25 protein-coding genes and 1 tRNA gene are annotated in these 24169 nt (G+C 66.5%); 16 read left to right on the top strand and 10 right to left on the bottom strand.

The window, feature by feature from the left end:
• Positions 1-21 precede the first annotated feature (21 nt).
• Positions 22-1053 carry a hypothetical protein gene (locus ACFRJ8_RS16005; protein WP_377987140.1) on the bottom strand — a complete coding sequence of 344 codons (1032 nt, stop codon included), beginning with the start codon at positions 1051-1053 and terminating at the stop codon, positions 22-24.
• A gap of 241 nt (positions 1054-1294) precedes the next feature.
• Here ACFRJ8_RS16005 and ACFRJ8_RS16000 point away from each other — a divergent pair, with 241 nt between their 5' ends.
• The 3 genes from ACFRJ8_RS16000 (at position 1295) to ACFRJ8_RS15990 (ending at position 3830) form a co-directional block, all read left to right on the top strand.
• Positions 1295-1558, top strand: a complete 264-nt coding sequence (locus ACFRJ8_RS16000; RefSeq protein ID WP_377987139.1) for a DUF4190 domain-containing protein — start codon at positions 1295-1297, stop codon at positions 1556-1558.
• Between the two features lie 178 nt (positions 1559-1736).
• Positions 1737-3314 (top strand): cellulase family glycosylhydrolase, encoded by a 1578-nt coding sequence (locus ACFRJ8_RS15995; RefSeq protein ID WP_377987138.1) that lies wholly within the window; start codon positions 1737-1739, stop codon positions 3312-3314.
• 219 nt (positions 3315-3533) lie between these two features.
• Positions 3534-3830: a hypothetical protein gene (locus ACFRJ8_RS15990; RefSeq protein WP_377987137.1), complete on the top strand. Its 297-nt coding sequence runs from the start codon at positions 3534-3536 to the stop codon at positions 3828-3830.
• An 82-nt stretch (positions 3831-3912) separates the two neighbouring features.
• Here the strand turns inward: ACFRJ8_RS15990 and ACFRJ8_RS15985 are convergent, their stop codons facing one another.
• Positions 3913-4632, bottom strand: a complete 720-nt coding sequence (locus ACFRJ8_RS15985; protein ID WP_377987136.1) for a hypothetical protein — start codon at positions 4630-4632, stop codon at positions 3913-3915.
• A 261-nt stretch (positions 4633-4893) separates the two neighbouring features.
• Here ACFRJ8_RS15985 and ACFRJ8_RS15980 point away from each other — a divergent pair, with 261 nt between their 5' ends.
• Together ACFRJ8_RS15980 and ACFRJ8_RS15975 are read left to right on the top strand one after the other, a co-directional pair.
• Positions 4894-5262 carry a hypothetical protein gene (locus tag ACFRJ8_RS15980; protein ID WP_377987135.1) on the top strand — a complete coding sequence of 123 codons (369 nt, stop codon included), beginning with the start codon at positions 4894-4896 and terminating at the stop codon, positions 5260-5262.
• Between the two features lie 535 nt (positions 5263-5797).
• Positions 5798-5977: a hypothetical protein gene (locus ACFRJ8_RS15975; RefSeq protein WP_377987134.1), complete on the top strand. Its 180-nt coding sequence runs from the start codon at positions 5798-5800 to the stop codon at positions 5975-5977.
• Positions 5978-6116: 139 nt separating this feature from the next.
• Here ACFRJ8_RS15975 and ACFRJ8_RS15970 read toward each other — a convergent pair.
• The 4 genes from ACFRJ8_RS15970 to tmk form a co-directional block, all read right to left on the bottom strand.
• Positions 6117-6189 (bottom strand) — tRNA-Thr (locus tag ACFRJ8_RS15970).
• Positions 6190-6303: 114 nt separating this feature from the next.
• Positions 6304-7884: an alpha/beta hydrolase gene (locus ACFRJ8_RS15965; protein WP_377987133.1), complete on the bottom strand. Its 1581-nt coding sequence runs from the start codon at positions 7882-7884 to the stop codon at positions 6304-6306.
• 78 nt (positions 7885-7962) lie between these two features.
• Positions 7963-9105: a DNA polymerase III subunit delta' gene (locus tag ACFRJ8_RS15960; RefSeq protein WP_377987132.1), complete on the bottom strand. Its 1143-nt coding sequence runs from the start codon at positions 9103-9105 to the stop codon at positions 7963-7965.
• Positions 9102-9758, bottom strand: coding sequence for a dTMP kinase (tmk, locus tag ACFRJ8_RS15955; protein WP_377987338.1), 657 nt, complete (start codon positions 9756-9758; stop codon positions 9102-9104). Before tmk ends, ACFRJ8_RS15960 begins: the two co-directional genes overlap by 4 nt.
• Before the next feature lie 124 nt (positions 9759-9882).
• On the opposite strand from tmk, the gene ACFRJ8_RS15950 reads away from it, so the two are divergent.
• Positions 9883-11079 (top strand): trans-sulfuration enzyme family protein, encoded by a 1197-nt coding sequence (locus ACFRJ8_RS15950; protein WP_377987131.1) that lies wholly within the window; start codon positions 9883-9885, stop codon positions 11077-11079.
• A gap of 9 nt (positions 11080-11088) precedes the next feature.
• Positions 11089-11442, top strand: a complete 354-nt coding sequence (locus ACFRJ8_RS15945) for a DUF2516 family protein (RefSeq protein WP_079552051.1) — start codon at positions 11089-11091, stop codon at positions 11440-11442.
• 37 nt (positions 11443-11479) lie between these two features.
• On the opposite strand, the gene ACFRJ8_RS15940 is transcribed toward ACFRJ8_RS15945, so the two are convergent.
• Complete coding sequence (locus ACFRJ8_RS15940) at positions 11480-12328, bottom strand: class I SAM-dependent methyltransferase (protein WP_377987130.1); 849 nt, start codon at positions 12326-12328, stop codon at positions 11480-11482.
• Positions 12329-12484: 156 nt separating this feature from the next.
• On the opposite strand from ACFRJ8_RS15940, the gene ACFRJ8_RS15935 reads away from it, so the two are divergent.
• A complete protein-coding gene (locus ACFRJ8_RS15935) occupies positions 12485-13231 on the top strand; it encodes a phosphoglyceromutase (protein ID WP_377987129.1) in 747 nt (248 codons plus the stop codon).
• 153 nt (positions 13232-13384) lie between these two features.
• Here the strand turns inward: ACFRJ8_RS15935 and phoU are convergent, their stop codons facing one another.
• On the bottom strand, positions 13385-14047 hold the full coding sequence (gene phoU, locus ACFRJ8_RS15930; protein ID WP_377987128.1) for a phosphate signaling complex protein PhoU: 663 nt from the start codon (positions 14045-14047) through the stop codon (positions 13385-13387).
• A gap of 207 nt (positions 14048-14254) precedes the next feature.
• On the opposite strand from phoU, the gene ACFRJ8_RS15925 reads away from it, so the two are divergent.
• Positions 14255-15487 carry a sensor histidine kinase gene (locus tag ACFRJ8_RS15925; RefSeq protein WP_377987337.1) on the top strand — a complete coding sequence of 411 codons (1233 nt, stop codon included), beginning with the start codon at positions 14255-14257 and terminating at the stop codon, positions 15485-15487.
• A complete protein-coding gene (locus tag ACFRJ8_RS15920) occupies positions 15484-16164 on the top strand; it encodes a response regulator transcription factor (protein WP_090953827.1) in 681 nt (226 codons plus the stop codon). The genes ACFRJ8_RS15925 and ACFRJ8_RS15920 overlap by 4 nt, the downstream gene beginning before the upstream one ends.
• Positions 16165-16283: 119 nt before the next feature.
• Here ACFRJ8_RS15920 and ACFRJ8_RS15915 read toward each other — a convergent pair whose 3' ends face one another.
• Positions 16284-16844: a hypothetical protein gene (locus ACFRJ8_RS15915; RefSeq protein ID WP_377987336.1), complete on the bottom strand. Its 561-nt coding sequence runs from the start codon at positions 16842-16844 to the stop codon at positions 16284-16286.
• A 327-nt stretch (positions 16845-17171) separates the two neighbouring features.
• Here ACFRJ8_RS15915 and ACFRJ8_RS15910 point away from each other — a divergent pair, with 327 nt between their 5' ends.
• The 6 genes from ACFRJ8_RS15910 to rlmB all read left to right on the top strand — a co-directional run bounded on the left by ACFRJ8_RS15910 (position 17172) and on the right by rlmB (position 22383).
• The gene (locus ACFRJ8_RS15910; RefSeq protein ID WP_026266570.1) at positions 17172-17654 is read left to right on the top strand and encodes a CarD family transcriptional regulator; all 483 of its coding nucleotides are present in this window, start codon (positions 17172-17174) and stop codon (positions 17652-17654) included.
• Positions 17655-17850: 196 nt separating this feature from the next.
• The gene (gene ispD, locus ACFRJ8_RS15905; protein WP_377987127.1) at positions 17851-18684 is read left to right on the top strand and encodes a 2-C-methyl-D-erythritol 4-phosphate cytidylyltransferase; all 834 of its coding nucleotides are present in this window, start codon (positions 17851-17853) and stop codon (positions 18682-18684) included.
• Positions 18681-19187: a 2-C-methyl-D-erythritol 2,4-cyclodiphosphate synthase gene (ispF, locus tag ACFRJ8_RS15900; RefSeq protein WP_377987126.1), complete on the top strand. Its 507-nt coding sequence runs from the start codon at positions 18681-18683 to the stop codon at positions 19185-19187. Before ispD ends, ispF begins: the two co-directional genes overlap by 4 nt.
• A gap of 118 nt (positions 19188-19305) precedes the next feature.
• Entirely contained in the window at positions 19306-19656 is a 351-nt protein-coding gene (locus ACFRJ8_RS15895) for a hypothetical protein (protein ID WP_377987125.1), read from the top strand.
• Between the two features lie 154 nt (positions 19657-19810).
• The gene (cysS, locus tag ACFRJ8_RS15890) at positions 19811-21259 is read left to right on the top strand and encodes a cysteine--tRNA ligase (RefSeq protein ID WP_377987124.1); all 1449 of its coding nucleotides are present in this window, start codon (positions 19811-19813) and stop codon (positions 21257-21259) included.
• 122 nt (positions 21260-21381) lie between these two features.
• Positions 21382-22383: a 23S rRNA (guanosine(2251)-2'-O)-methyltransferase RlmB gene (gene rlmB, locus ACFRJ8_RS15885; RefSeq protein WP_277526486.1), complete on the top strand. Its 1002-nt coding sequence runs from the start codon at positions 21382-21384 to the stop codon at positions 22381-22383.
• A 957-nt stretch (positions 22384-23340) separates the two neighbouring features.
• On the opposite strand, the gene ACFRJ8_RS15880 is transcribed toward rlmB, so the two are convergent.
• Complete coding sequence (locus tag ACFRJ8_RS15880) at positions 23341-24144, bottom strand: carbon-nitrogen hydrolase family protein (RefSeq protein WP_377987123.1); 804 nt, start codon at positions 24142-24144, stop codon at positions 23341-23343.
• Between the last annotated feature and the right edge of the window lie 25 nt (positions 24145-24169).

Genomic DNA, 24169 nt, shown 5'->3' with positions numbered 1-24169 from the left:
CCCACCTCCGACACTAAGACTTCACTCCTCCGGCGTGTTGCCAAGCCGCAGTACCCGTTCCCGCGCCAGGACTTCCTTGCGGCGTTCCCGATCCGCGGCCCGGGCCGTTTGCTGCGCCAGGGCCGCCGCCAGTTCGGCACGTTTCCGTGCACCCTTGAGCCCGGTCTCTGCGGCATCCAGACGCCGCCTGAGGTCGCGCGCCTCATCCGTCAACCGGGTGGTTTCGGCCGCCGCCTCCGCCAGCTCGGCGGCCGCGCGGCGGGCTTCTTCGTCGGCCTCCGCGGCGGCCTCCTCGGCCGCCTCCAGGCCGGCCCGCGCGCGTTCCACCGCGGACGGCGTGGGCGCCGTTCGTGCTTTCCCAACGGCCCGGAGGCGGGGCTGTTCCGGTGGCTTTCCGGCGCTAGTACTGCCGCGTGCAGTCCGTGACGCGGGTTCGGTCCCGCGGGCGCCTGCCGCCGGCTCGGTCCCGCGAACGGCGGCCGTTCCCCGCACGGTTGCTGTACCGGCTACCGTGGGCGCGTGGCTCCCGGGGACAGCCACGGCGCCGGCGAGATCGACGACGTCCACCCCGTCCGCCGAGAGTGCCCGGAGCAGCCAGCCGCTCTGCACAGCAGCAGCGGCCCCGGGGTCGGCGGTGGCGGCACGCAGGGTCTGCTCCACTTCCGTCGCCACGGCCGCGCTGATGGCCCGTCCCTGCTCGGCTGCGAGGGCTTGTGCCGTCTTTACCGCGCCGGCCAGACGCTGGCGCCGCTCCTGGGCGAGGCGGCGGAGGTCGGCGGCATCCAGCGCGTCCTGCGCGGCCTGCATCGATGTTCCCAGGCCGGCCAGCTCGCGCAGGATTTCGGGGTTGTGCACCGCGAGTATGTTCACCGCCCACGCAGCCACCGACGGCTTGGGCAGGGCTCTGACATCGGCCGCCAGGGCACGCTGCTCGGCCGCAGTGAGGCCAACGGTGCTGAGGTCTTTGGCCGCAGCCGTTCTTGCCGCCACGAACTCGCCGTACGGCAATGCATACAGCGGCCCTGCAATGCCCTCAAGTTCGCGCGTTCCCATGGAAGCATCATAGGAGTCCGCCCCCGCCAGGAACGCAGCCCGGGCCGTTCCATTTCCTGAGCTGGCGGACGCCCGGAAAGAGACTATACGCAGGTCAGGCCCGTGCGGCTACGTCGAGGCGCGGAAGGAAATATTGACCAAAGTGGTTCTTTCCTGCCTGCGGCTTGGTACTTTTTGAGAGCCGATCCGTATTGTGCGGGCCGGGGGGACCCACAATGACGCATCGAAAGGCTTCACAACCATGAGCTCACCCCAGTACCAGGGCTACGCGCCCGCGCCCGTTGCCGCGAAGACCAACGGACTTGCCATCGCGGCGCTGGTCTCTTCCTTTTTCATCAGCCTGCTCGGCATTATCCTGGGCCACATCGCCCTGAACCAGATCAAGACCACCGGAGAGAGCGGCCGCGGCCTGGCCATCGCCGCCCTGGTCATCGGCTACGCGTCGATCGCCTTTGCGGTCATCCTTATCGTTGTTGTCATGGGCTCGGCGGCGGCAAACCGCTAAGACCCGGGCAAGAGGCCCCCTCCGGCACCGGCCGGGAGGGGCCTCTTGCATCCCGGCAGCAGCCCCGCACTGCGAGGACCGTATCGGCTCGAAGGCAGCACCCGCACGCCACTCTCATGGAGGAATTGTGAAACCGTTTTCGAATCCGCCACGCCACGCCGGCGTAAGACGGCATGCCGTGACCGCCGCGCTTCTTGGCTTCGCTGTGGCCGCCGGACTGGCCCTCACCGGCGTCGCCGTGGTGGCACCGCCCCAAGCCATTGCCGCGACAACGACTCCGGCGCCCACCGGCTGGCTGCACACCTCCGGCGGGACGATCCTGGACTCGAACAATGCCCCGTACACGATCAAAGCCGCGTCCTGGTTCGGCATGGAAACCCCTGACTGCATGCCGCACGGCCTCTGGGGGACCCTGACCATCGACGACGCCCTGGCCAACATCAAGTCGATGGGATTCAACACCGTCCGCCTGCCTTTCTCCAACGAGTGCCTGGCTGCGGCGTCCATCAAGGGCAACCTGAATTACTGGGCCAACCGCGCCTACGCGCTTGAGGGCAAAACGCCCTTGGTCCTGATGGACACCGTCATCGCCCGCGCCAAGGCCAACGGCCTCAAAATCATCCTGGACCGGCACCGGCCCTCGTCCGCCGACCAGTCCCCGCTCTGGTACACCTCCGCCTATCCGGAGTCGAAGTGGATCGCCGACTGGAAGATGCTCGCCACCCGTTACAAGAACGATCCCACCGTCATCGGTGCTGACCTTCACAATGAGCCCGCCGGGGCAGCGACCTGGGGCGGGGCCGCCGCCACCGACTGGCAGGCTGCGTCCACTCGTGGCGGCAACGCCGTCCTTGCCTCCAACCCCAATCTGCTGATCATCATTGAAGGCATTGAAAACCAAGGCAACGGCACCTCCACCTGGTGGGGCGGCGGCCTGGCCGACGTCAAGAACAAACCGGTCACCCTGGCCACGCCCAACCGCGTGGTCTATTCCCCGCACGACTACCCGGCGTCGCTGTATGCCCAGAAATGGTTCAGCGACCCCAACTACCCCAACAACCTGCCAGCCGTGTGGGATGCCAACTGGGGATACCTGCAGAAGCAGGGCATCGCCCCGGTTTTGCTCGGCGAATTCGGGACCGCGCTGCAGACCACATCCGACAAGCAGTGGATGGCGAAGATCGTCTCCTACCTCGGGACCAATGCCATGAGCTTCGCGTACTGGTCGTTCAATCCGAACAGCGGAATCACCGGAGGCCTTGTCCAGGCGGACTGGCGCACCCCGGAGACCGCCAAACTGACCGCCCTCGCGCCCATCCTGAAGGGCACGCCGTCGCCGGCGCCAACGGCATCGCCGACGCCGACCGCCTCGCCGACGGTATCGCCGTCGCCCACCGCCACCGCGTCGCCGTCGCCGACGGCGTCTCCCGCGCCGACAGCGTCTCCCGCGCCGACGACAGGCGGGCCGATCAGCGCGGTCTGGAAACTCGGCAGTTCGTGGACCGGTGGCTACGTGGCCAATATCGAGGTCACCGGGCTCCGGGCGGCCTCCAGCTGGAGCGTGAGCTGGCCCGACCCGAACGTCACCCGGGTGGCCAACTCCTGGGGCATCAGCTGCACGGTGGTCCCCAAGGTCTCGGTGACCTGCAGCGGCGCGGACTGGGCCACCAAGATCGCCGCCGGCCAGAGACTGTCCGTGGGCCTGCAGGTGGATTCGCTCAAAGCCCCCGTCAACCCGGTGCTGACGCTGAAGTAGCCGGGTAAGGGCGCGGCGTGTCCTTTGACTCGGCGCCTGCTTGGGGGAAGTGGCCTGCTCCTGAACTATCGACGGCGGTCCAGGCGGCGGTCCGCGGGGGGCTCACGATGCCGCCAACCCGCGACGTATTGACGCCTGCCCGGCGCCGGCGTAGACCGTGCCGTATCAAACCAATCGCAGGCCGTTGCCTTGCGGCCTGCCGCCTGTGAGGAGAAGAAAATGGCCGTCGCAGTCATCATGGAATTCGCCGGTGCCACGCTGGAGCAGTACGACCAAGTCATAGGCAAGATGGGCCTTACGCCGGGAGGGCCCGCGCCGGCCGGGGCGCTCGGGCACTGGGTGGCCGCCACCGACGACGGGATCCTCGTCACGGACCTGTGGCAGTCGAGGGAGCTCTACGACGCCTTCGCGAAGGACCAGATCGGCCCGTACACCGCCGAGGTCGGCATCCCCTCGCCACCTACCGTGAAGTATCTGGACGTCCACAACTACTTCACCCCTGGGTCCAGCGCCTGACCGCAGGAAACGGGACCAGGATCCGGTACCCGCCAGGGCCGCGGCGTCACGGGAAATCCAATGGATGAAACCGGCCACGGCCTCAGTGCCCGCCGAGGATCTCTACAAGGGCGAACGAGAGGCCGAATCCGACGGCGATCGCGATGCCGGTGGCGGCGCCGGAGTCCCGGAGCCCCTCCGGCACCATGCGGGTCGTTACGTTCGTCAGGATGCCGCCGGCAGCGAAGGCCAGCGCGAAGGCCACCACCTCGGGCCGGGCTGCCTGCAGCAGCACCGTGAAGAGGGCCACCGACGCGGCGCATAAGAACGTCATGGCCAGCCAGGCGGACATGACGTGACGGGTGGTCATGCCTGACTTGCGCAGCGGTCCGGTGTCGGCCATGGCCTCGGGCACGCCGCAGAGGAAGACAGCGGCAAGCACCGCGGCACTGATGCCGTAGCCGCTGAGTAGCGCCCCGGTGATAACAACCGCTTCGGCGACCACGGACAGCCCGATCACAAGGAACCTGGGCTCGTGGACGGGTTGTTCGGACAGCCGCCGGCCGCGCACGGCACCCGTCACCACCCACGCCGTCGCCACGGCCCCGCCGATCAGTCCCACCCCTACATAACCGCTTCCGCCGGCCAGCCGCCCGGCCTCGGCGACGAGCTTGTAGGCGACGGCCGAGAGCAGGGCGCCGGCGCCGATCCCGGTCAGGATGCCGAGCAGGACGCTGTTGCCAACGCGCCACCGCAGGGCGAGCAATCCACCCAGGAAGTAGGAGGACCCGGCAAGCAGACCCCAGCCAAATGCCTGCAGCATGGGCGCCCCTTTCGGCTTAGGCACTAAAGCACCGCGCCTAGGCATCATCCCGAACGGCCGCCGGGATGGCAAGGGCCGCGCGCGAGGCGCCGCGGGCTGGAAGCTGTGCCCGGCCCCGGTGAAAGGTTGACCCCAGTTCCTCTGCCAGCCGCTCGACCAGCCCTTTTGTCCGCCGCGACGGACATGGGTCCACGCGCCGGTGGCTCCCGACGAGGAGGCCACCGGAGTAGCCTGACAGCAGAAGCGAGAAAGGCATGGACCATGCGCATTCTTCAGACATCCACCGACGCCCTCAACGTCACACGGATCGACAGGATCGCCTACCTCAACGCTGACGAGCGGACATTTCTGACCACAACCACCGGCCGGCCGGACTTTGCCACCCCCGGGCAAGGTGAGGTCATCGCCGACATGGGGCGGGACGTTCCTGTGACCTTGGCCTATATCGATGACCAGCTCGAAGGGAGCCTCATCATTCAGCGCCTCACTGACCTGATTGCAAACTACGACTGGCCCGTGATCAGATTTTCCGACGTTCGGGAAGACGCCCGGAAAAAGGTCGCCGAAATCCGGTATAGGGAGGCCGAGGATAACGCGGAGCCAGACCGTACCGACCCCCACGAGGACTGATCCGGGCAACGGCAACCGCCCGCCGCACATGAGGTCACGACCCTGCGTCAGTTCCGCCTGCGTCGTTCTCCTAGCTGGCACAGCAGGGGACTATGTCCCTATGAATAAGCGCATGTCCTGTGTCGTTGCAACGGTGGCCGCCTTGTTGAGCGGATGCGCTGTACCGGCTCCACCTGCGGCCGGGCCGACCAGCACTGCTCCCCAAACGGCTTTGGGGCCCGAACTGACCGGCAGCGGGACCGTCTTGCAGAAAGGCGCCAACCCGCCGGTGTTCTGCCTAGGGGCCATGACGTCTTCCTATCCGCCACAAGCATGCGGCGGCCCTGTGCTCAGGAACTGGGACTGGTCCGCCCTGACCGGGTACGAAAGGGCAGCTGGCGTCACTTGGGGGAGCTACACGGTGACGGGAACCTGGGACAACGGTGAATTCGTCCAAACCCGTGAGCCGGCTCCAGTCTCGCCCACCGAGACAGGTATTCCTGACGCTGCGCGGCCCGTCACGGGGAAGCCGGGAGCGAGCAACAAGGCGCGGCTCATGCAGATCCAACACGATCTTCAATCTGCAGGGGGCCAGCCCATCCTCATATCGGGAATCCAGAACGGTTACCTCGTCATATTGGTTGCGTACGACGACGGCACCATCCAGCGAGAACTGGACAGCAAGTACGGCGCTGACATCATTCTGGTCCGATCCGCACTCAGACCACTTGAGTAGCAACGGCGCAGCGTTCTGACGAATACCCCGGGATGCGTCGAAATCGTAGGGAACAGATAGATCGACGCTGTTGTCAACGAAAACGAAAGAAACCCCTGGAAATCATTGATTTCCAGGGGTTTCCTTGGCTTGCCGTCCGAGCTTCCTGCCAGAATCGAACTGGCGACCTTCTCATTACGAGTGAGACGCTCTACCAACTGAGCTAAGGAAGCAACCACATGAATGCCCGGCGAACCGGGCGGATCATGCAAGAGACAACTGTAATAGAGTCCCTGCGTCCGGGTCAAAATGAGCGGCTGAGTCCGCCATGAGGCTCCCCGGCGGACCTAGCAGACGGTGTTGTCCGCCGGGACTTTGCCGTCCACCAGGTAGTCATCGACGGCGTTGCCGATGCAGCTGTTGGAACGGCCGTAGGCCGTGTGGCCCTCACCCTTCCAGGTCAGCAGTGAGGCGTTCCCGAGCTGCTTGCGCAGGGCGCTGGCCCATTCCACCGGGGTGGCCGGATCGCCGGTGGTTCCAACAACAACAATCGGTGCCGAGCCGCTGTACTCCGCGGGGGCCGGGGTGCGGAGGTTTTTGTACGGCCAGTCCTTGCAGTTGCTGGCGCCGTAGGCAAAGTAGTAACCCAGGGTGGGCGATGCCTTGCGGAGCTCTTGGTCCTCGGCGCGCATAGAAGCGGTGTCGGACACCATCGGATAGTCCAGGCAGTTGATGGCGTTGAAGGCGAAAGTGCTATTCGACGAGTAAGTACCGCTGGGGTCCCGGTCGGCGCCGAAGTCGGCCAGCTGCAGCATGCCTGTGCCGTCGCCGCTGAGGGCCGTCGCGAGCGCACGGGTGAGAATCGGCCAATTGTCATTGTTGTATAGCGGGATAATGAGGCCGCTGACAAATGTCGAGCCGGAGACCTTCCGGCCGTCCTTCGCCGGCAGCGGGTTCGCCTCGGCCGCTGTGATGGCGTTATGGATCTGCTGGACGCCTGCCTCGACGCTTCCCGTGAGCGGGCACCCGGAAGTCTGCTGGCACTTGGCAACATAGGAGTGGAGGGCCTTTTCGAAGGCCACGGCCTGGTCGCTGGTCAGTTCCTCTTGGCTCAGCGACGGGTCCATGGCGCCGTCAAGGACCAGCCGGCCTACGTTGTCCGGAAACAGCGACGCGTAAGTGGAGCCCAGGCGGGTTCCGTAGGAGTATCCGAGGTAGTTCAGCTTCGCGTCGTTGGCCACCCCGCGCAGGATGTCGAGGTCCTTCGCGGCGCTGACGGTGTCGATGTGGGCCAGGACCGGGCCGGTCTTCTCCACACACTTGGCCGCGATGGCCTTGTTGTCGGCGAGGGCCTCGTTCAGTCCGGCGTCGGTGTCCAGGGCGTAGCTCTTGGCGCGGGACGCGTCCCGTTCCTTGTCCGTGAGGCAGGTGACCGGGGCGGAACGCTTCACACCGCGGGGGTCGAAGCCCACAATGTCATAGGCGGACCGGACCTTGTCCGAAATGTTGGTGTTGGCCGCGTCCCTGACGAAGTCGTAACCCGAACCGCCGGGGCCGCCCGGGTTGACCAGCAGGGTGCCCTTCTTGTCGCCTGTCGTGGGGAGCTTGATGGCCGCAATTTCAATACGGTCGCCGTCGGGCTTGCCGTAGTCCAGCGGAACCTTGATCTTGGCGCACTGGAAGTCGCCCCCTTCGCACGGCTTCCAGTCGACCTGCTGGGAGTAGTAACTGCGCAGCTCCGCCGGCGCCGCATCGACAATTGACGGGTCCGCCTGGCCCGGTGCCCCCTTCGCGGCACTCGACCCGCCGTTGCCACCGCCGAAGAGGGAGCATGAGGCCAGTGTGATGGCCAGGGCCATGGCGCCGACGGCCCGCACGCCGATCGCCAGGGATCGGGATCTTGCGGGCTGGGGTCGAGCAGGCTTCATGCGGTTCTCCTTGGAGGATTGGAACGGAGCAAAGATGTTGTTGGTGCGGCTGTGACCGTCAAATGGCGGTCGGGACCGTCAAATAAGGCTGGCAGCCATGGATTCGATCGTCAGCAGCGGAGCCACATTTGTGGTGGTGATCCGCGTGCGGGCTTTGTTGACGGCGTCCATGCGGGCAAGAGTCACTTCGGCGGTGGAACGGGAGGCGAAGTCTTCGAGTTCGCTTCTGAGTTCAACGTTGACGAGTTCCACTGCGTTCCCCATCTGGATGATCAGGACATCCCGGTAAAAGGACAGCAGGTCCGTCAAAGTGCGGTCAAGGGAATCGGTGACGGAACGCTTGGCCCGGCGCTTCTGGTCGTCCTCGAGTTGCTTGACCTGGCTCCGCATGGCCGGCGGCAATGTGCCGCTTTCGGGCGCCCCGAGGGTGGCCAGCAGCGCGGTTTTCTCGGCCGCGTCGCGCTCGTCATTGGAGCTGTTGGCTTCCTCGGTGGCGATCTTGACCAGCTTCTCGGCCATCATCACCGCCGCCGTGACGCCGCGAAGGGACAACGGAAACCGCACAGTCTCAAGGCGGCGCTCCCGGGCCTCCGGGTCCCGGGCCAAGCGGCGGGCGATCCCGACGTGGCTTTGCGCGGCTCGGGCGGCGCGCTCGGCTACCGTCGGGTCCACGCCGTCGCGCTTGACCAGCAGGGCCGCGACGGCGGCGGCCGGCGGAAGCCGCAGTGCCACCGCCCGGCAGCGGGAGCGGATCGTCACGAGGACGTCGGCGGGGGAGGGTGCGCAGAGCATCCAGACGGTGCGGGGAGTGGGTTCTTCGATGGCCTTGAGCAGCACGTTGGTGGTCCGCTCGGCCATCCGGTCCGCGTCCTCCACCACGATGATCCGCCACCGGGCGGACGACGGCCGGTTCCCGGCGGTGGACACGAGATCGCGTGCCTCATCGATGGTGATGGTGACCTTCTCCGTCCGCACGAACGCGACGTCGGAATGAGTTTCGCCCAGGATGGTCAGGCATGCCGCGCATTCGCCGCAGCCCCGCAGGCTGACGTCCTCCTGGTCACAGTTCAGGGCGGCGGCGAAGGCCTTCGCGGCGTTGGAACGGCCGGAGCCCGGCGGGCCGGTGAAAAGCCATGCATGCGTCAGCCCTTCACCCTCGGCAGCCTGGCGCAGCTGGGCCACGACGGCGTCTTGGCCCTGGAGATCGTCCCAGACGCTCATGCTGTGGTGCTTTGGGTGACGGCCAGCAGGGATTCGACGCGCTCGAAGATCCGGGCGGCGAGTTCGGCGACGGGCAGGCGGGCGGGCAGAACCAGGTAGGCCTCGGGCCGGGCCGCGGCCAGGTCCAGGAAGGCCGACCGGATCTTGGAGTGGAATTCGTCGGCCTCGGACTCGAGGCGGTCTTCGGCGGCCTCGCCGGCTGTGCGGCGTTGCCGGCCAACGGCGGGCTCGACGTCGAGAAGTACCGTCAGGTTCGGCTGCAAGTCGGAGGTGGCCCAGGCGTTGATGTCCCGGACCGCCTCGGTCCCGAGGCCGCGGCCGGCGCCCTGGTAGGCGACCGAAGAGTCGATGTACCGGTCCGTGAGCACGATCTCGCCGCGTTCCAGGGCGGGCCGGATGACCTGGCTCGCGTGCGCGGCACGGGACGCCGCGAAAATAAGGGCCTCGGTATGGGCGTCAATGTGGCCGTGGCCGTGATCCAGCACGAGCGAACGCAGCTTCTCGCCGATCGCCGTGCCGCCCGGTTCTCTGGTCCGCAGCACTGTGAAGCCGCCGGATTCCAGCGCTTTGGCGAGTTCAGCCGCCTGCGTGGACTTGCCGGCGCCGTCTCCGCCCTCGAAGGCAATAAACAGTCCGGGCAAGAGTCTGGGCAACGGTTGGCGGGACGCTCCGGGGCTCTGGGTAGTCACTGTTCAAGAGTACCGACAATCACCGACACCTCAGGTGTGCGGCGTAACGGCTTGGGTACCCTGCGGGGCGCCCACGTACCCTGTCTCCATGAGTCTTTCTGAAGAGCAGGCCGCCACGCTTTCGCCGGATTCCCTGGTTGTGGCGGCAGGGCGCCCGCCCCGCACCCGCGACGAACCGGTCAACCCGCCGCTTGTGCTGTCCTCGACCTACTTCGGCACCGGACCGCTGGGCGACGGCGACCGCGGCTACGGCCGGTATTCCAATCCCACGTGGGACCCCTTCGAAGAGGCGCTGGCCCAGCTGGAAGGCGCGGACCTGCCGGGCCTGCTTTACGCCTCGGGACTCGCCGCCGTGAGCTCGGCCCTGTCCCTGGTGCCCGCCCAGGGCGTGCTCGTGATGCCGTCGCACAGCTACGCGGGTTCGGTCACCATGGCCACCGAACTGGCGGCCAAGGGCTTCCTCGAATTGCGGACCGTGGACATCGCGGACACCGACGCCGTCGTGGCCGCACTGGCCCCGGCCGACGGCCGCGCTGCCAGCATGCTGTGGCTGGAAAGTCCCACCAACCCCATGCTCGGCGTCGCTGACATGCGTGCCCTGACCGCCGCGGCGCATGAGGCCGGCGCTATCGTCGTCACGGACAACACCTTTTCCACGCCCTTGGTGCAGCAGCCCCTGAGCCTGGGCTCCGACGTCGTGCTGCATTCGGTGACCAAATACCTCTCCGGCCATTCCGACGTCGTTCTTGGTGCGCTGGTGACCTCCGACGCCGGTCTCCGCGCCGCCCTGCTGCACCACCGCACCATCCACGGCGGGATCGCCGGGCCGTTCGAGGCGTGGCTGGCGCTGCGCGGGCTCCGGACTCTGGCGCTGCGGATCGAGCGTTCACAGGCGTCGGCCCAGGTCCTGGCCGAAAGGCTCGACGGCCATCCGCGGGTTGCCGGCATCCGCTTCCCCGGGCTGGCCTCGGATCCCGGCCACGTGCGGGCCAAGGAGCAGATGAAGGGGTTCGGGTCCATTCTGTGTATTGAAGTGGCTCCGGTAGTTGGGCAGGACAGTGGCTGCAGCGGCGCGGAAGCCGCGGACCGGATGATCTGCGCCCTGCGCCTCTGGCTCCCCGCCACGTCCCTGGGTGGGGTGGAATCCCTGATCGAACGCCGGCGCCGGCACACGGCCGAGCCGGAGAGCGTGCCGGACAATCTGGTCCGGATGAGCGTGGGCATTGAGAACGTCGAAGACCTTTGGGCCGATTTGGAACAGGCATTGCGCACTCTGGACGGCTAGGCTGGGGGAGTGGACGGACGCATACTCATTTACTTTGTCGAATCCGGGGTTTACCTGGTCCTGGCCGTCGTGGCCTTTGCCCTGGAGGCATGGGCGTTTTTCGACTGCCTCCGGCACAAGGCCAACGCGTTCGAGGCCGTATCGAAGCGGACCAAGACCTTCTGGCTGGCCCTGACCGGCGGCGCGTTCGCCGTGGGCCTCTTCTCACTGCTCTCGCAGCTGGGCAGCGGCGGCGGCGCCAGTTCGCTCGGCATTTTCGGACTAGCTGCCGTGACGGCCGCGTCCGTGTACCTCGCCGACGTCCGTCCCGCGGTCAAAGACGCCGGCCGCGGCCGCAACATGGGCCCCTACGGCCCCTGGTGACCGGGGCCCCTTAAGCACAGCCGGCCACGCTCGCAACCTAACTTCCCGGCGCCACGGCTTCCCAGCCGACCGTCACTTCGCCCAGCCGCCAGCGGGACGGGCCGTCCTGGATGGGCCAGCCGGCGTCGAGCAGCGCACGGCACATTGCGGTAAAGCGCTGCCGGCTCCCGAATGACGCCAGCGGCGCCGCATCCAGCCAGGCCTTGTCCATCGCCTGCAGGTAGGCATGAATTTTCTCGCCGGGCACGTTGCGGTGAATCAGCGCTTTCGGCAGTCTTTCAGCCACGTCGGAGGGCAGCGCGAAGGCGCCGAACCGCATGGACAGACTCAGGCTCAGCGGCCGCTCGACGTCGAGCGCCACCCAGGCGGCGCGCCGCCCGATTTCATCGCACGTGCCGTCGATGAACAGCCCGCCCGGCGCGAGACGGTCCTGCACCAGCCGCCAGATGCCCGCCACGTCGGCTTCCTCGTACTGCCGCAGCACGTTGAAGGCGCGGACCAGAACGGGATTTCCGGTCACCGGCAGTTCGAAGCCGCCCAGCTGGAACATCAGGCCGGGCCGTTCAAGTGCCTGGGCCTGCCGGACGCGCTCCGGTTCGATTTCGACGCCCACTACCTGCATGTCCGCGCGGACCGCGGCGAGGCGTTCGAAGAGTTCGACGGCGGTGGCCGGCGAGGCGCCGTAGCCGAGGTCGACGGCGAGGGGATGGGCGGCGGCGCGCAGCCGCCAGGCCTGCGGCCCGGTCAGCCACCGGTCCACGCGGCGCATCCGGTTGGGGTTCGTAGTTCCACGGGTCACGTTGCCCACGGGCCTGCCGCCACGCGCGCCGCTTCTCGTTCCGCCCTGGTTCCGGGGGGACAGCACCCGTTCAGCCTTCTGCACCACCGGCCAAGCCTATCCTCCAGCGCGGCTCACCTCCTGCCCAAGGTGAGCCGCGCGACAGACCGGAGGGGAGCTTTACCGCGGTGAAGCGCGCTGCGGTGAAGCGCGCGCCGTGTAACGCACGGCACCGCCGCCAACCGCTCGGCTAGGATAAAAACCATGACTTACAAGCTGATTCTGCTGCGCCACGGCCACAGCGACTGGAATGCCAAGAACCTCTTCACCGGCTGGGTGGACGTCGACCTCAACGACCAGGGCCGTGCCGAGGCGGTGCGCGGCGGCGAGCTTCTCGTGGAGAACAACATCCTCCCGGACATCCTCTACACCTCGCGGTTGAAGCGGGCCATCAACACGGCGAACATGGCCCTCGAAAAGGCCGACCGCGGCTGGATCGACGTCAAGCGTGACTGGCGGCTCAACGAGCGCCACTACGGCGCGCTGCAGGGCAAGGACAAGGCCCAGACCCTCGCCGAATTCGGCGAGGAGCAGTTCATGCTGTGGCGCCGGTCCTACGACACCCCGCCGCCGCCCTTGGCCGACGATTCCGAGTTCTCCCAGGTGGGGGACCCGCGCTACGCGGACCTCGGCGACGCCATCCCGCGGACCGAATGCCTCAAGGATGTCCTGATCCGGCTCATGCCGTACTGGGAATCGGACATCAAGGAAGACCTCAAGGCTGGGAAGACCGTCCTGGTCACAGCCCACGGCAACTCGCTCCGCGCCCTCGTCAAGCACCTCGACGGAATCAGCGACGAGGCCATCGCCGGCCTGAACATCCCCACCGGCATCCCGCTGGTCTACGACCTGGATGAGGACTTCAAGCCCCTGAACCCGGGCGGCACCTACCTCGACCCCGAGGCCGCGGCCGAGGCCATTCAGGCAGTCGCCAACCAGGGCAAGAAGTAAGCGGCACCCGCAGCACAAAATCAAGCGCTAAGCGCAAGTGCGGTAAAAACGACGGCGTCCGGCCACCCCCAAGGTGACCGGACGCCGTCGTTGTGTCAGCACGATTGTGTCAGCGCAGATGCCAAGCGCAGTTACGCCAGAGCGAAGCCGGCGTCAAATGTGTTCGATGCTGTTCGGCTGCCACGCGCCGGTGACCAGGTACGTGACCTTCTGGGCCACCGAAACGCCGTGGTCGGCGAAGCGCTCAAAGTAGCGGCTCGCCAGGGCAACGTCCACCGTGGTGGCCGGCGACTCCTGCCAGTCGCTGCGCGCGATCGCCTTGAAAACGCTCAGGTGCAGGTCGTTGACGGCGCTGTTGGCCTTCATGATGTCCCGGGCCACGGCAAGGTCGCGGGTTGCCAGCAGTTCCGTGAGCTTCTGGGCGATCAGCAGGTCCTGTTCCGCGAAACTCTTGAAAGTCTCGCGCAACTGGTCCGGGACCACTGACGCCGGGTAGCGCAGGCGCGCCAGCTGGGCCAGATGGCGGGCGAGGTCGCCCATGCGCTCCAGCGAGGCGCTCATCCGGAGCGAACCAACCAGCATGCGCAGATCGCTCGCCACCGGACCCTGAAGGGCAAGGATGTCGATGGCGCGCTCGTCGAGGCTGTTCTGCAGGAAGTCGATGCGGGCATCGGCGGCAATCACGTCCTCGGCGAGGTCGATATCGGCACCCTCGAAGGCTGTCGTGGCCTTGTCGATGGCCTCTGTGACCAGCGTTGAGATCTCGACGAGCTGTTCCCGTACCTGGGCGAGCTCCTCCTGAAAAACCTTACGCACGTGTGCGTCCTTTCCTCGGAAATATTGCCTGCAATCAAAGTGGCGGGCCTATTTCGGTTCACCTACCGGCGCTCCAACGCTCAACTCTTTCAGTGTCCGGTGAACTGTTACGCCCCAATAGATGAACGTTAGCTGAACCGGGCCCCGAATCGCAGGAGATTTCGGTTTCGGCCCCATGGCAGAGCATAAGCTGGAGCCGTGGATCCAATGCTCATCGGCGTGATCGCCGGCCTGATCGGCCTTTCGTTTGGCATGTTCGGCGTACTCGCGTTCCGGGTGAGTGAGCAGCAGCGGCACATTGTCGACGTCGACGTCGAGGACCCCTCGCTACCCGAGGGCGCCGCGGAGGTGCTTGCCGTCCTCGGCCGCGCTTTTGTGGTGGTGGATGCGATCGACGGCGTGGTCCGCGCCAGCCCTGCCGCCTACGCCTATGGCCTGGTCCGCGGGCACACCGTGGTGCACCAGCAGCTGCTGGAACTGACGGCCAAGGTGCGGCGGGACGGTGTCATCCTTGAAAAGCAACTGGAGCTGCCGCGCGGCCCGCTCGGCCAGGGAACGATTATTGTCCAGGTCCGCGCCGCCGTCATTACGGAGGAATACATCCTGCTGCTGGCCGATGACCGGACCGAACTCACCCGCACCGAGGAAGTCCGCAACGACTTTGTCGCGAACGTCTCCCACGAACTGAAGACACCCGTCGGGGCGATCTCCCTTCTGGCTGAGGCACTCGAATCGTCCGCTGACGACCCCGAGGCGGTCAAGCGGTTCGCCAAGCGCATGCACAAAGAATCCACCCGCCTGGCGGCCCTGGTGCAGGACATCATCGAACTCTCCCGGCTCCAGGGCGCCAACGTTGCGCAGCAGGGCCGCCCGGTGGACATCAACACTGTGGTCAGCGAGGCCGTGGACCGCTCCCAGTTGCCGGCCGAGAGCAAGAACATCCGGCTTGTGGTTGGCCGGCACGCTGATGCCATGGTGTACGGCGACCAGGATCTCCTCGTGACCGCCCTGCGCAACCTGATCGACAACGCCATCCGGTACTCGCCGGAGAACACCAAGGTTGGAGTGGGCATCCGGGTCAAGGACGGCCTTGTGGCGGTCTCGGTGACGGATCAGGGCGATGGGCTCAGCGCCGAGGACCAGGAGCGTGTCTTCGAGCGCTTCTACCGGGTGGATGCCGCCCGCTCCCGTCAGACCGGGGGCACGGGACTCGGCCTGAGCATCGTCAAGCACGTCATTTCCAACCACGGCGGCGAGGTGACCCTGTGGTCCCAGCCTGGCCAGGGTTCCACGTTCACCATTCGACTTCCCGAGATGGAAGGGCAGGACGACGGCGACGCCTCCGACGCGGGCAAGCCCGCTGCCCACACTTCCGGTCGGGACCCCAGACCACAACGACGTGACGCCGCCGGCGTCCATGAGCAAGGAGCAACCGCTTGAGCCGGATTCTGATTGTCGAGGACGAGGAGTCCTTCAGCGACCCCCTGTCCTATCTGTTGGGTAAAGAAGGGTTTGAGGTCGAGGTGGTGGACAACGGACTGGACGCCATCACCGAATTCGACCGCAACGGTGCCGACCTCGTACTCCTGGACCTGCAGCTGCCGGGCCAGTCAGGCACGGAGGTCTGCCGCCAACTCCGGCAGCGCTCCGGGGTGCCCGTGATCATGCTGACGGCCAAGGACTCGGAAATCGACAAGGTAGTGGGGCTGGAGCTGGGCGCCGACGACTACGTCACCAAGCCGTACTCCTCGCGGGAGCTCGTGGCCCGGGTCCGCGCCGTCCTGCGGCGCCAGAGCGAACCGGAGGAACTCGTCTCCAGCACGGTGCAGGCCGGTCCTGTCCGGATGGACATTGAACGCCACGTGGTCAGCGTCGGGGGCGAGCAGGTCGCCTTGCCGCTCAAAGAGTTCGAGCTGCTGGAGATGCTGCTGCGGAACTCGGGCCGGGTCCTGACCCGCGGTCAGCTGATCGACAGAGTGTGGGGCTCCGACTATGTGGGGGACACCAAGACCCTCGACGTCCACGTCAAGCGGCTGCGCAGCAAGATCGAGCCGGATGCCTCCGCGCCGCGGTACCTGATTACCGTCCGCGGGCTGGGGTACAAGTTCGAGCCCTAAAGCCGGACCAAGCTGCCCGGCCTGGCCGGGCAGCTGTATGTCCAGGACAGCTGCATCTAACGCAAAAGGAGGGACACCCGCGGGTGCCCCTCCTTTTGCGTTAGATCCAGCTGCTGTTGCTAGTGGCCTGCGGTACTGCTCGGCGTGGGCGTCTCGGCAGGTGCCGTCTCAGGCGACGTTGCCGCGTCTGTGGAGGTGGGCTCCGGCGTCGGCAGGTACGCCTTGTAGTCGGTGATCGTGCCGTCCATGACCGGAACCTTGAACTTGGCGTCCTGGCTGGTGCCGTCCTCGGAGATGGTCACCTCGGCCATGGATCCCGGCTTGGCGCTGACGGCGCTCAGGATCGCCGGAGCGGTGGAGTCGTTGAGCATGGTGTAGGACTTCTGCTTGACCGGAACTTCGGCCTGGGACCCCGCCGCGCCCTTGATGGTCAGCACAACGTCCTTGGAGGAGGTGTTGTACACGGCGCCGATCACGCGGCCCGGCTTGTCCTCGCCGTCGGCGATGATGATGAAGTTGCGCAGCTCCAGCGCTCCGAGGTCAGTACGGGTTCCGTCGGATGCCGAGTACTGCTCCGAGGTCTGCTGGGGGTTGATGTAGCCACAGCCGGTCACGGACAGCAGGCCAATGCCAAGTGCAGCCGTAGCCATTGCCAGCTTGCCGCGCTGGCCCCGGTTCATCGCAGTGAAACGCACGTCACGCACTCCTTGAGAGTCTTGGAACATTATTCAGCCATAGCCTATCCGCAATCGTCCTCAAACAAGGACTCGGCGCCTACACATAAGCGCACGTACGCGTGCCGCTCCCGGGAGCAGGAGCCCGCTTGGTCGGAGCCGGAAACCTCTTGGCAGTTAAGGCCAAAGGCACTATTATCCGCATTCGTCAAGGGGTTTGAGGGGGTGGATTGGGGCCATTTTCCCCGGATTCATGCGGTTCCGGGCACCTTTGGATGCCAGTTGTATGCCTTAATCGTGATAAACTGGTCTGCGGGAAAGGGGAATGTCCACATGGTTTTTGAGGTCGGCGAGACAGTAGTTTACCCTCACCACGGTGCAGCGAAAATTGAAGAAATCAAGATGCGCACTGTCAAGGGCGAAGAGAAGATGTATCTCAAGCTCAAGGTGGCTCAGGGTGATCTGACCATTGAAGTTCCAGCAGAAAACGTTGACCTGGTTGGGGTTCGGGACGTAGTGGGCAAAGAAGGTTTGGAGCACGTGTTCGATGTGCTGCGGGCCGAGTTCACTGAAGAACCCACCAACTGGTCGCGTCGTTACAAGGCAAACCTGGAAAAGCTTGCTTCCGGTGACGTCATCAAGGTAGCTGAGGTCGTCCGCGATCTCTGGCGCCGTGATCACGACCGGGGTCTCTCCGCTGGAGAGAAGCGCATGCTGGCCAAGGCCCGCCAGATCCTGATTTCGGAACTGGCACTGGCTGAAAAGACCGATGAAGAGAAGGCTGCAAGCGTTCTCGACGAGGTTCTGGCTTCCTAGCACAGGGCCGGCCCCAGCAGGGCCGGCGCAGATAAGAATCGAACCCCGGTGGCCTCAGGCCGCCGGGGCTTCTTTTTTGGTTTTTTCCGTTGCTCTATCACTTGGAGTCCCTCTGAGCGCGGCAAATCACATTGTGGCAGCCACAACTGATAGCGCAACGGGATAGTCGAAGGCGCGGGGACGTAGTCTTGTGCGCATGGATACTGCACCGACGAATACGTCACCGGCCGGTTACGCCACCGCGGTCATTGTGGTGGCCGCCGGCTCCGGCCAGCGCCTGGGCTACGGCATGCCGAAAGCAAAAGTGCCGCTTGGCGGGGAAAGTATCCTCACCCATGCCCTGCGTGGCGTGGCCGCCGCCGGGATCGCGCAGCAGATCTGCGTTGCGATCCCCCCGGGGGACACCGAGCTGCGGGCGCTGTGCGAGGCCTTCGCGCAAGAGCTTGCGGCCGGGCACGCCCGCACCGCGGAGTCCCCTTACGGCGGGCAGGTCCCGGTCGTCACAGTGGTCGACGGCGGTGCGAACCGCGCCGATTCAGTCCGCGCCGCGATGGCAGCCCTCCTGCCTGATACCGAATCGGTTCTGGTCCACGATGCCGCCCGGGCATTGGTGCCAGAGGCCGTCTTTCACCGGGTGGCGGCAGCGCTTGGCGCCGGTGCCTCGGCCGTCATTCCGGTGATTCCGGTGGTCGACACGGTCAAGACCGTCGAACCGACCACCGGCGACGGCGCAGCGGTGGCCCCCGAGCTGGTCACCGGGACGGCGCCGCGGGAGTCGCTCCGCGCCGTGCAGACGCCGCAGGGATTCGCCTTCACCACCCTCAAACGCGCCCACGAGGCTGCCGCCGGGTTCGACGCCGGCCAGGCCGCCCTCGTCACGGACGACGCGATGCTGGTGGAGCTGATCGGTGTCCCCGTCCACGCCGTGCGCGGCGCAAGCCAGTCCCTGAAGATCACCACGCCCCTGGACCTGATCCTGGCCGAAGGCCTCCTCGAGGGGCCCCTAGGTGTGCGCTGGGTGGAGGGATGAGCATGTCCACCAACGCGCCGCTGATCCCCAGGACCGGAATCGGGATCGATGTCCACGCCTACGCCGCCGACGACAAGCCGCAGCCGTTGTGGCTCGGCGGCCTCTTCTGGGAGGGGGAGCGGGGACTCTCCGGTCACTCCGATGGCGACCCCGTGGCGCACGCTGCGGCCGACGCGCTTTTCTCGGCGTGCGGGATCGGGGACCTCGGCACGCATTTCGGTACGGACCGGCCCGAGTATGCCGGGGCGTCTGGCGTGACCCTGCTGGCCGAGGCCGCCAGGATTGTTCGCGCCCACGGGTTCGAAATCGGCAATATCGCCGTTCAGTTCGTGGCCAACCGGCCCAAATTCGGCCCGCGGCGGGAGGAATCCCAGCGGGTCCTCAGCGCAGCTGCCGCGGCGCCGGTCAGCGTCACAGCCACCACCAGCGACGGACTCGGATTTACGGGCCGGGGCGAGGGGATCTCGGCCGTAGCAACAGCGCTCGTCTACCCGGCCGGCTAGTCACCGCAGCTTAAGTCCCCGCAGCCTAAACACTTTAAACACTGCTGGCCCCGGTCCCCTACGCTTGAGAGGGAAGACCGACTGTGACCTCCCGTTCCGAATCGCCAGGAGACCCGCCGTGAAAAAGCTGCTGACCGCCGTCGTACTCGTGGCAGGGACCATGCTGAGCGGCTGTGCCGGCTCGGCGACGGCACCCAGCGCCACACCGAAGATGAGTGTCGAGGAAAGCTGCAAGTTCCTCAACACCGACACCTTCGCGCCCTCCGGGAGCGCGAAGGAGCAGGCCGGCCAGATTGGCCAGCACTACCAGGAAGTTGCGGACAAGGTGGCGCCGGAAGTGGGCGCCCCCATCCAGCAGATGGCCGACATCATGAAACAGGTTGCGGCGAGCCCCACGGGAACCAAGACCGCCGAACAGACAGCCCAGCTCACCGAGCAGATCAACAAGATTGGGCAATACTGCAAGTAGGTTGCCGGATCGGAGGCTCCCCGACTGCGGTCTCCCCGACTCCGGGCTTGCCGGCCGCGGGTAAAGCCGCCGGTGAGCTGCGGGTAAAGCCGCCGGTGAGCCGCGGGCAAAGCCGCCGGTAAAGCCGCGGAGCGCCATCGGCTAATCTGGAGCGGTGACCCTGCGCTTTTACGACACTGCATCCGCCGAAGTCCGTGACTTCGTCCCCCTGGTACCTGGCAACGTGAGCCTGTACTACTGCGGAGCCACCGTGCAGGGCATGCCACATGTCGGCCACATTCGCTCGGCCATCGCCTTCGACCAGCTGACCCGCTGGCTGCAGTACCGCGGCTTCCGCGTGACGGCGGTCCGCAACGTCACCGACATCGATGACAAGATCCTCGCCAAGTCCGCCGCATCCTTCGGCCCCGACTTTGAAGACGAGCCCGGGGCGCTGCGCAATGAGGAATGGTGGGCACTGGCCTACCGCTATGAGCAGGAATTCCTCAAGGCCTACGACACCCTGGGCGTCTCCCGCCCCACCTATGAGCCCCGCGCCACCGGCCACATCCCGGAAATGCACGCCCTCATCCAGCAGCTGATTGACCGCGGCCACGCCTACCCGGCCCTCGACGACTCCGGCGACGTCTACTTCGACGTGCGTTCCTGGTCCAAGTACGGCACGCTGACGCGCCAAAAACTCGACGACATGCAGGGCGCCCCCGACGCCGACCCGCGCGGCAAGAAGGACCCCCGCGACTTCGCGCTGTGGAAGGGCTACAAGGAGGGGGAGCCGACGACGGCGAGCTGGGCCTCCCCGTGGGGCCCCGGCCGCCCGGGCTGGCACCTCGAATGCTCCGCGATGGTCACCAAGTACCTCGGCGCCGAGTTCGACATCCACGGCGGCGGACTGGACCTTCGCTTCCCGCACCACGAGAACGAAATGGCGCAGTCCCAGGCGGCTGGCCACGGCTTCGCAAACTTCTGGATGCACAACGGCATGGTCACCTACGCCGGCGAGAAGATGTCCAAGTCCATCGGCAACACCGTCAGCCCGGCGGAGATGCTCGAACTCGCCCCGCCGCGGGTTGTCCGGTACTACCTCGGGCAGGCGCAGTACCGCTCGGTCCTGGACTACCAGCCGACGTCCCTGCCGGAGGCCGCCGCCGCCGTCGAGCGGATTGACGGCTTCCTCACCCGCGCCGGCCGGATCCTACCCGACGCGGGAACGGATACGTCCGCCGCTTCCGTTCCGGAGGCTTTTGCGTCGGCCATGGACGATGACCTGAACGTCCCGCAGGCGCTGGCAGCGCTCCACGAAACCGTGCGCGCCGGCAACACAGCCCTCACTGACGGGGACCTCGACGCCGCGGGGCAGGCCCTCGCCAGCGTCACCGCCATGGTGGACGTCCTCGGCCTCAACGCCACCGCGACACCGGCGGCCGACGAACAGGCCAACACCGCCCTCGGCGTCCTGGTCGAGGCGCAGCTGGCGGCGCGTGCCGGCGCCCGGGCCGCCAAGGACTGGGCAGCGTCCGACGCCATCCGGGACACCCTGACCGCAGCCGGCGTCGTGGTCGAGGATGGCCCGGACGGGGCGAGCTGGAGCCTCAAGCGCGGCTGAACCTCGTTGCTGGCGGCCGGTGAATTGGGCCGCCGCCGCCCCTTCCGGTCGAGGATTTAACTCGAGTCAGTAGACTGGAGGTCAGACTTATCAACGAATCGCGTACTTAAAGGGTGAAACTCATGGCCAACAACGGTCGCCGCTCGGTCAAATTGAAGAAGGGCCCCTCCGTCGGAACCGGCGGTCACGGCCGTAAGGCACTTGAGGGCAAGGGCCCCACTCCGAAGGCTGAGGACCGCCCCTACCACAAGGCGTTCAAGAACAAACAGCTCTCGGAACGCTCCGAGGCCAAGCGTGCCAGCGGAAGCCGCACCACCAGCGCCGCCGCCCGCACCGGCCGCTCCGGTCCCAAGGGCCGCGCCACGGAAGAGGTTGTCACCGGGCGCAACTCGGTGGTCGAAGCCCTTCGCGCCGGCATCCCGGCCAAGGCCCTGCACGTGGCCGTCCGCATCGAAATGGACGACCGCGTCAAGGAATCCCTGAAGCTCGCCGCCGAACGCGGCATCCCGCTGATGGAAACCGGCAAGCCCGAGCTGGACCGCATGACCGACGACGCCATCCACCAGGGCCTCGTGCTGCAGATCCCGCCGTACGAATACCAGGACGCCTACGAGCTCGCCGAAGAGACCCTCGAGTCCTGGAAGAAGGGCCACGTATCCAACGCGCCGCTCTTCGTTGCCCTCGACGGCATCACCGATCCCCGCAACCTGGGCGCGATCATCCGCTCCGTCTCGGCCTTCAGCGGCCACGGCGTCATCGTCCCGGAGCGCCGCTCCGTTGGCGTCACCGCCTCGGCCTGGAAGACCAGCGCCGGCGCGGCCGTCCGCGTCCCCGTCGCACGCGCGGCCAACCTGAACAACACGCTCAAGGCCTTCAAGAACATGGGCATCTACGTCCTGGGCCTCGACGGCGACGGCGACGTCTCGCTGCCCGCACTCGCCCTGGCTACCGAACCGGTGTGCATCGTCGTAGGGTCCGAGGGCAAGGGCCTGAGCCGCCTGGTCCGCGAAAACTGCGACCAGATCGTCTCGATCCCGATCGACTCCGCCATGGAATCCCTGAACGCCTCCATGGCAGTCGGCATCTCCCTCTACGAAATCTCCCGCCAGCGCGCCGCTAAGTAGTCCTGCGCCGGTTCTCGCATCGGCCGTCGCCGGAGGCGTGATCGGATTCCGCCGGCACCGCAGTTTTGCCGTCGCTTAGACACCTCCCATCGACGCTTTCGGCCGCGGGCGGCCTCAAGCCTCTCTGGTCGGCGATGCGCTCCTTAGCAAAACTCCGGCTCCGGCGATGAGGTTATGTCACCTTTCGCGCAATACGGAAACGCTCCTTCACACCTTGTGGGGGAGCGTTTCCTTTTAACACGATCAGTGGGCAGCGACTGCCTTGCTGCCCTGGTCGGCGATGTGCTCCTCAGCAGGACTCCGTTTCCGGCTCAGACGCTCCGTCACCTTCCTGCGACGCGCATTTCCTTCTGCGACGCGCTGTTGTCTTCACGCGACCCGAATACCCCTAGCGCCAGGGCATTTGCGCGTCGCCGGGGTGAATAGGCCGCGGAAGTCGTTGTGATGCCGAAGTACCTCGACGCAATACGCACGTTCCTTCTGCGACCCTGCGACACGCATTTCCTTCTGCGACGCGCTGTTGTCTTCACGCGACCCGAATACCCCTAGCGCCAGGGCATTTGCGCGTCGCCAGGCTGAATAAGCCGCGGCAGTCGTTGTGAATACCGACGTGCTCGTCGCAGGACGCACGTTCCTTCCTGCGACCCTGCGACGCGCATTTCCTTCTGCGACGCGCTGTTGTCTTCCCGCGACCCGAATACCTCTAGCGCCAGGGCATTTGCGCGTCGCCAGACTGGATGAGCCGCGGCAGTCGGGTGAATCACGAAGTGCTCGACGCGGGGTGGGCTGAATTCGAGCGGGCGCCGGGGTCCTGCAAAGGAGCGCATCGCCGACCATAGCTTTCGGAGGCCGCCCGCGGCCGGAGGAAGCGTCGGGAGGTGTCTAAGCGACGGCAGGGCGCCGGTGTCCGCGGTTGGTGACCAGAGGGACCTGACCACGGCGAACGGCAGGTGCCGCTTAGAACCTATGCCGGTTGGCTAGGACCGGGAGTTTGGTGCGGGCTTCCTTGACGGCGGCGGTGTCGAGGTCGGCGAACAACAGGCCCGGGGCGCCGTCGAGCTCGTCCAGGATGTCGCCCATGGGGGAGACCACCACGGAGTGCCCGACGCCGGTGGGGGCCGAACCCTTGACCGGGAGGCCCTGGCTGGCGGGGTCGCCCTGGCCACAGGCGAGGACAAAGGTGGTGGAGTCCAGGGCGCGGGCGCGGGCCAGGAGCTTCCACTGGTCGGCTTTGCCGGGCCCTGATCCCCAGGAAGCGCACACGATGTTTACGTCGGCGCCGCGATCCGCGTTTTCCGTGAACAGGTCCGGGAAGCGGACGTCGTAGCAGGTGGCGAGGCCGAACGTCACGCCGTCGAGCTCGAAGGTGACGGGGGCCGTGCCGGCGTCAACAGTGTCCGACTCGGCGAAACCGAAGGCATCGAAGAGGTGGATTTTGTCGTAGCTGGCCTCGAGGCCGGGGCCGGTGGCCAGCAGGGTGTTGCGCACCTTGGCGCGGTTGCCGGCAGTGCCAGGGGTGAACATGCCCGCGATGATCACGATGCCAAGCTCCGCGGCGAGAGCGCGCACGCGTGCAGCCCACGGACCGTCCAGCGGCTCGGCGATGTCCAGGAGCGAATTGCCGAAGGCCCGCATGGTCGCTTCAGGGAACACCACCAGGTCCGCGCCGCCGGCCTTCGCCTGGCGCGCGTAGGCGTCCACGAGGGTCAGGTTCGCGGCCAGATCGCGGCCGGTGATGATTTGGGCTAGTGCAACGCGCACATTTACCTCCAACTCGGCGCTTCAT

This window comes from Arthrobacter sp. NPDC056886, assembly GCF_042788715.1.
Taxonomy (GTDB): Bacteria; Actinomycetota; Actinomycetes; order Actinomycetales; family Micrococcaceae; genus Arthrobacter.
Note: the sequence above shows the minus strand (reverse complement) of the source record. Positions and strands in the feature narration are given on the sequence as shown.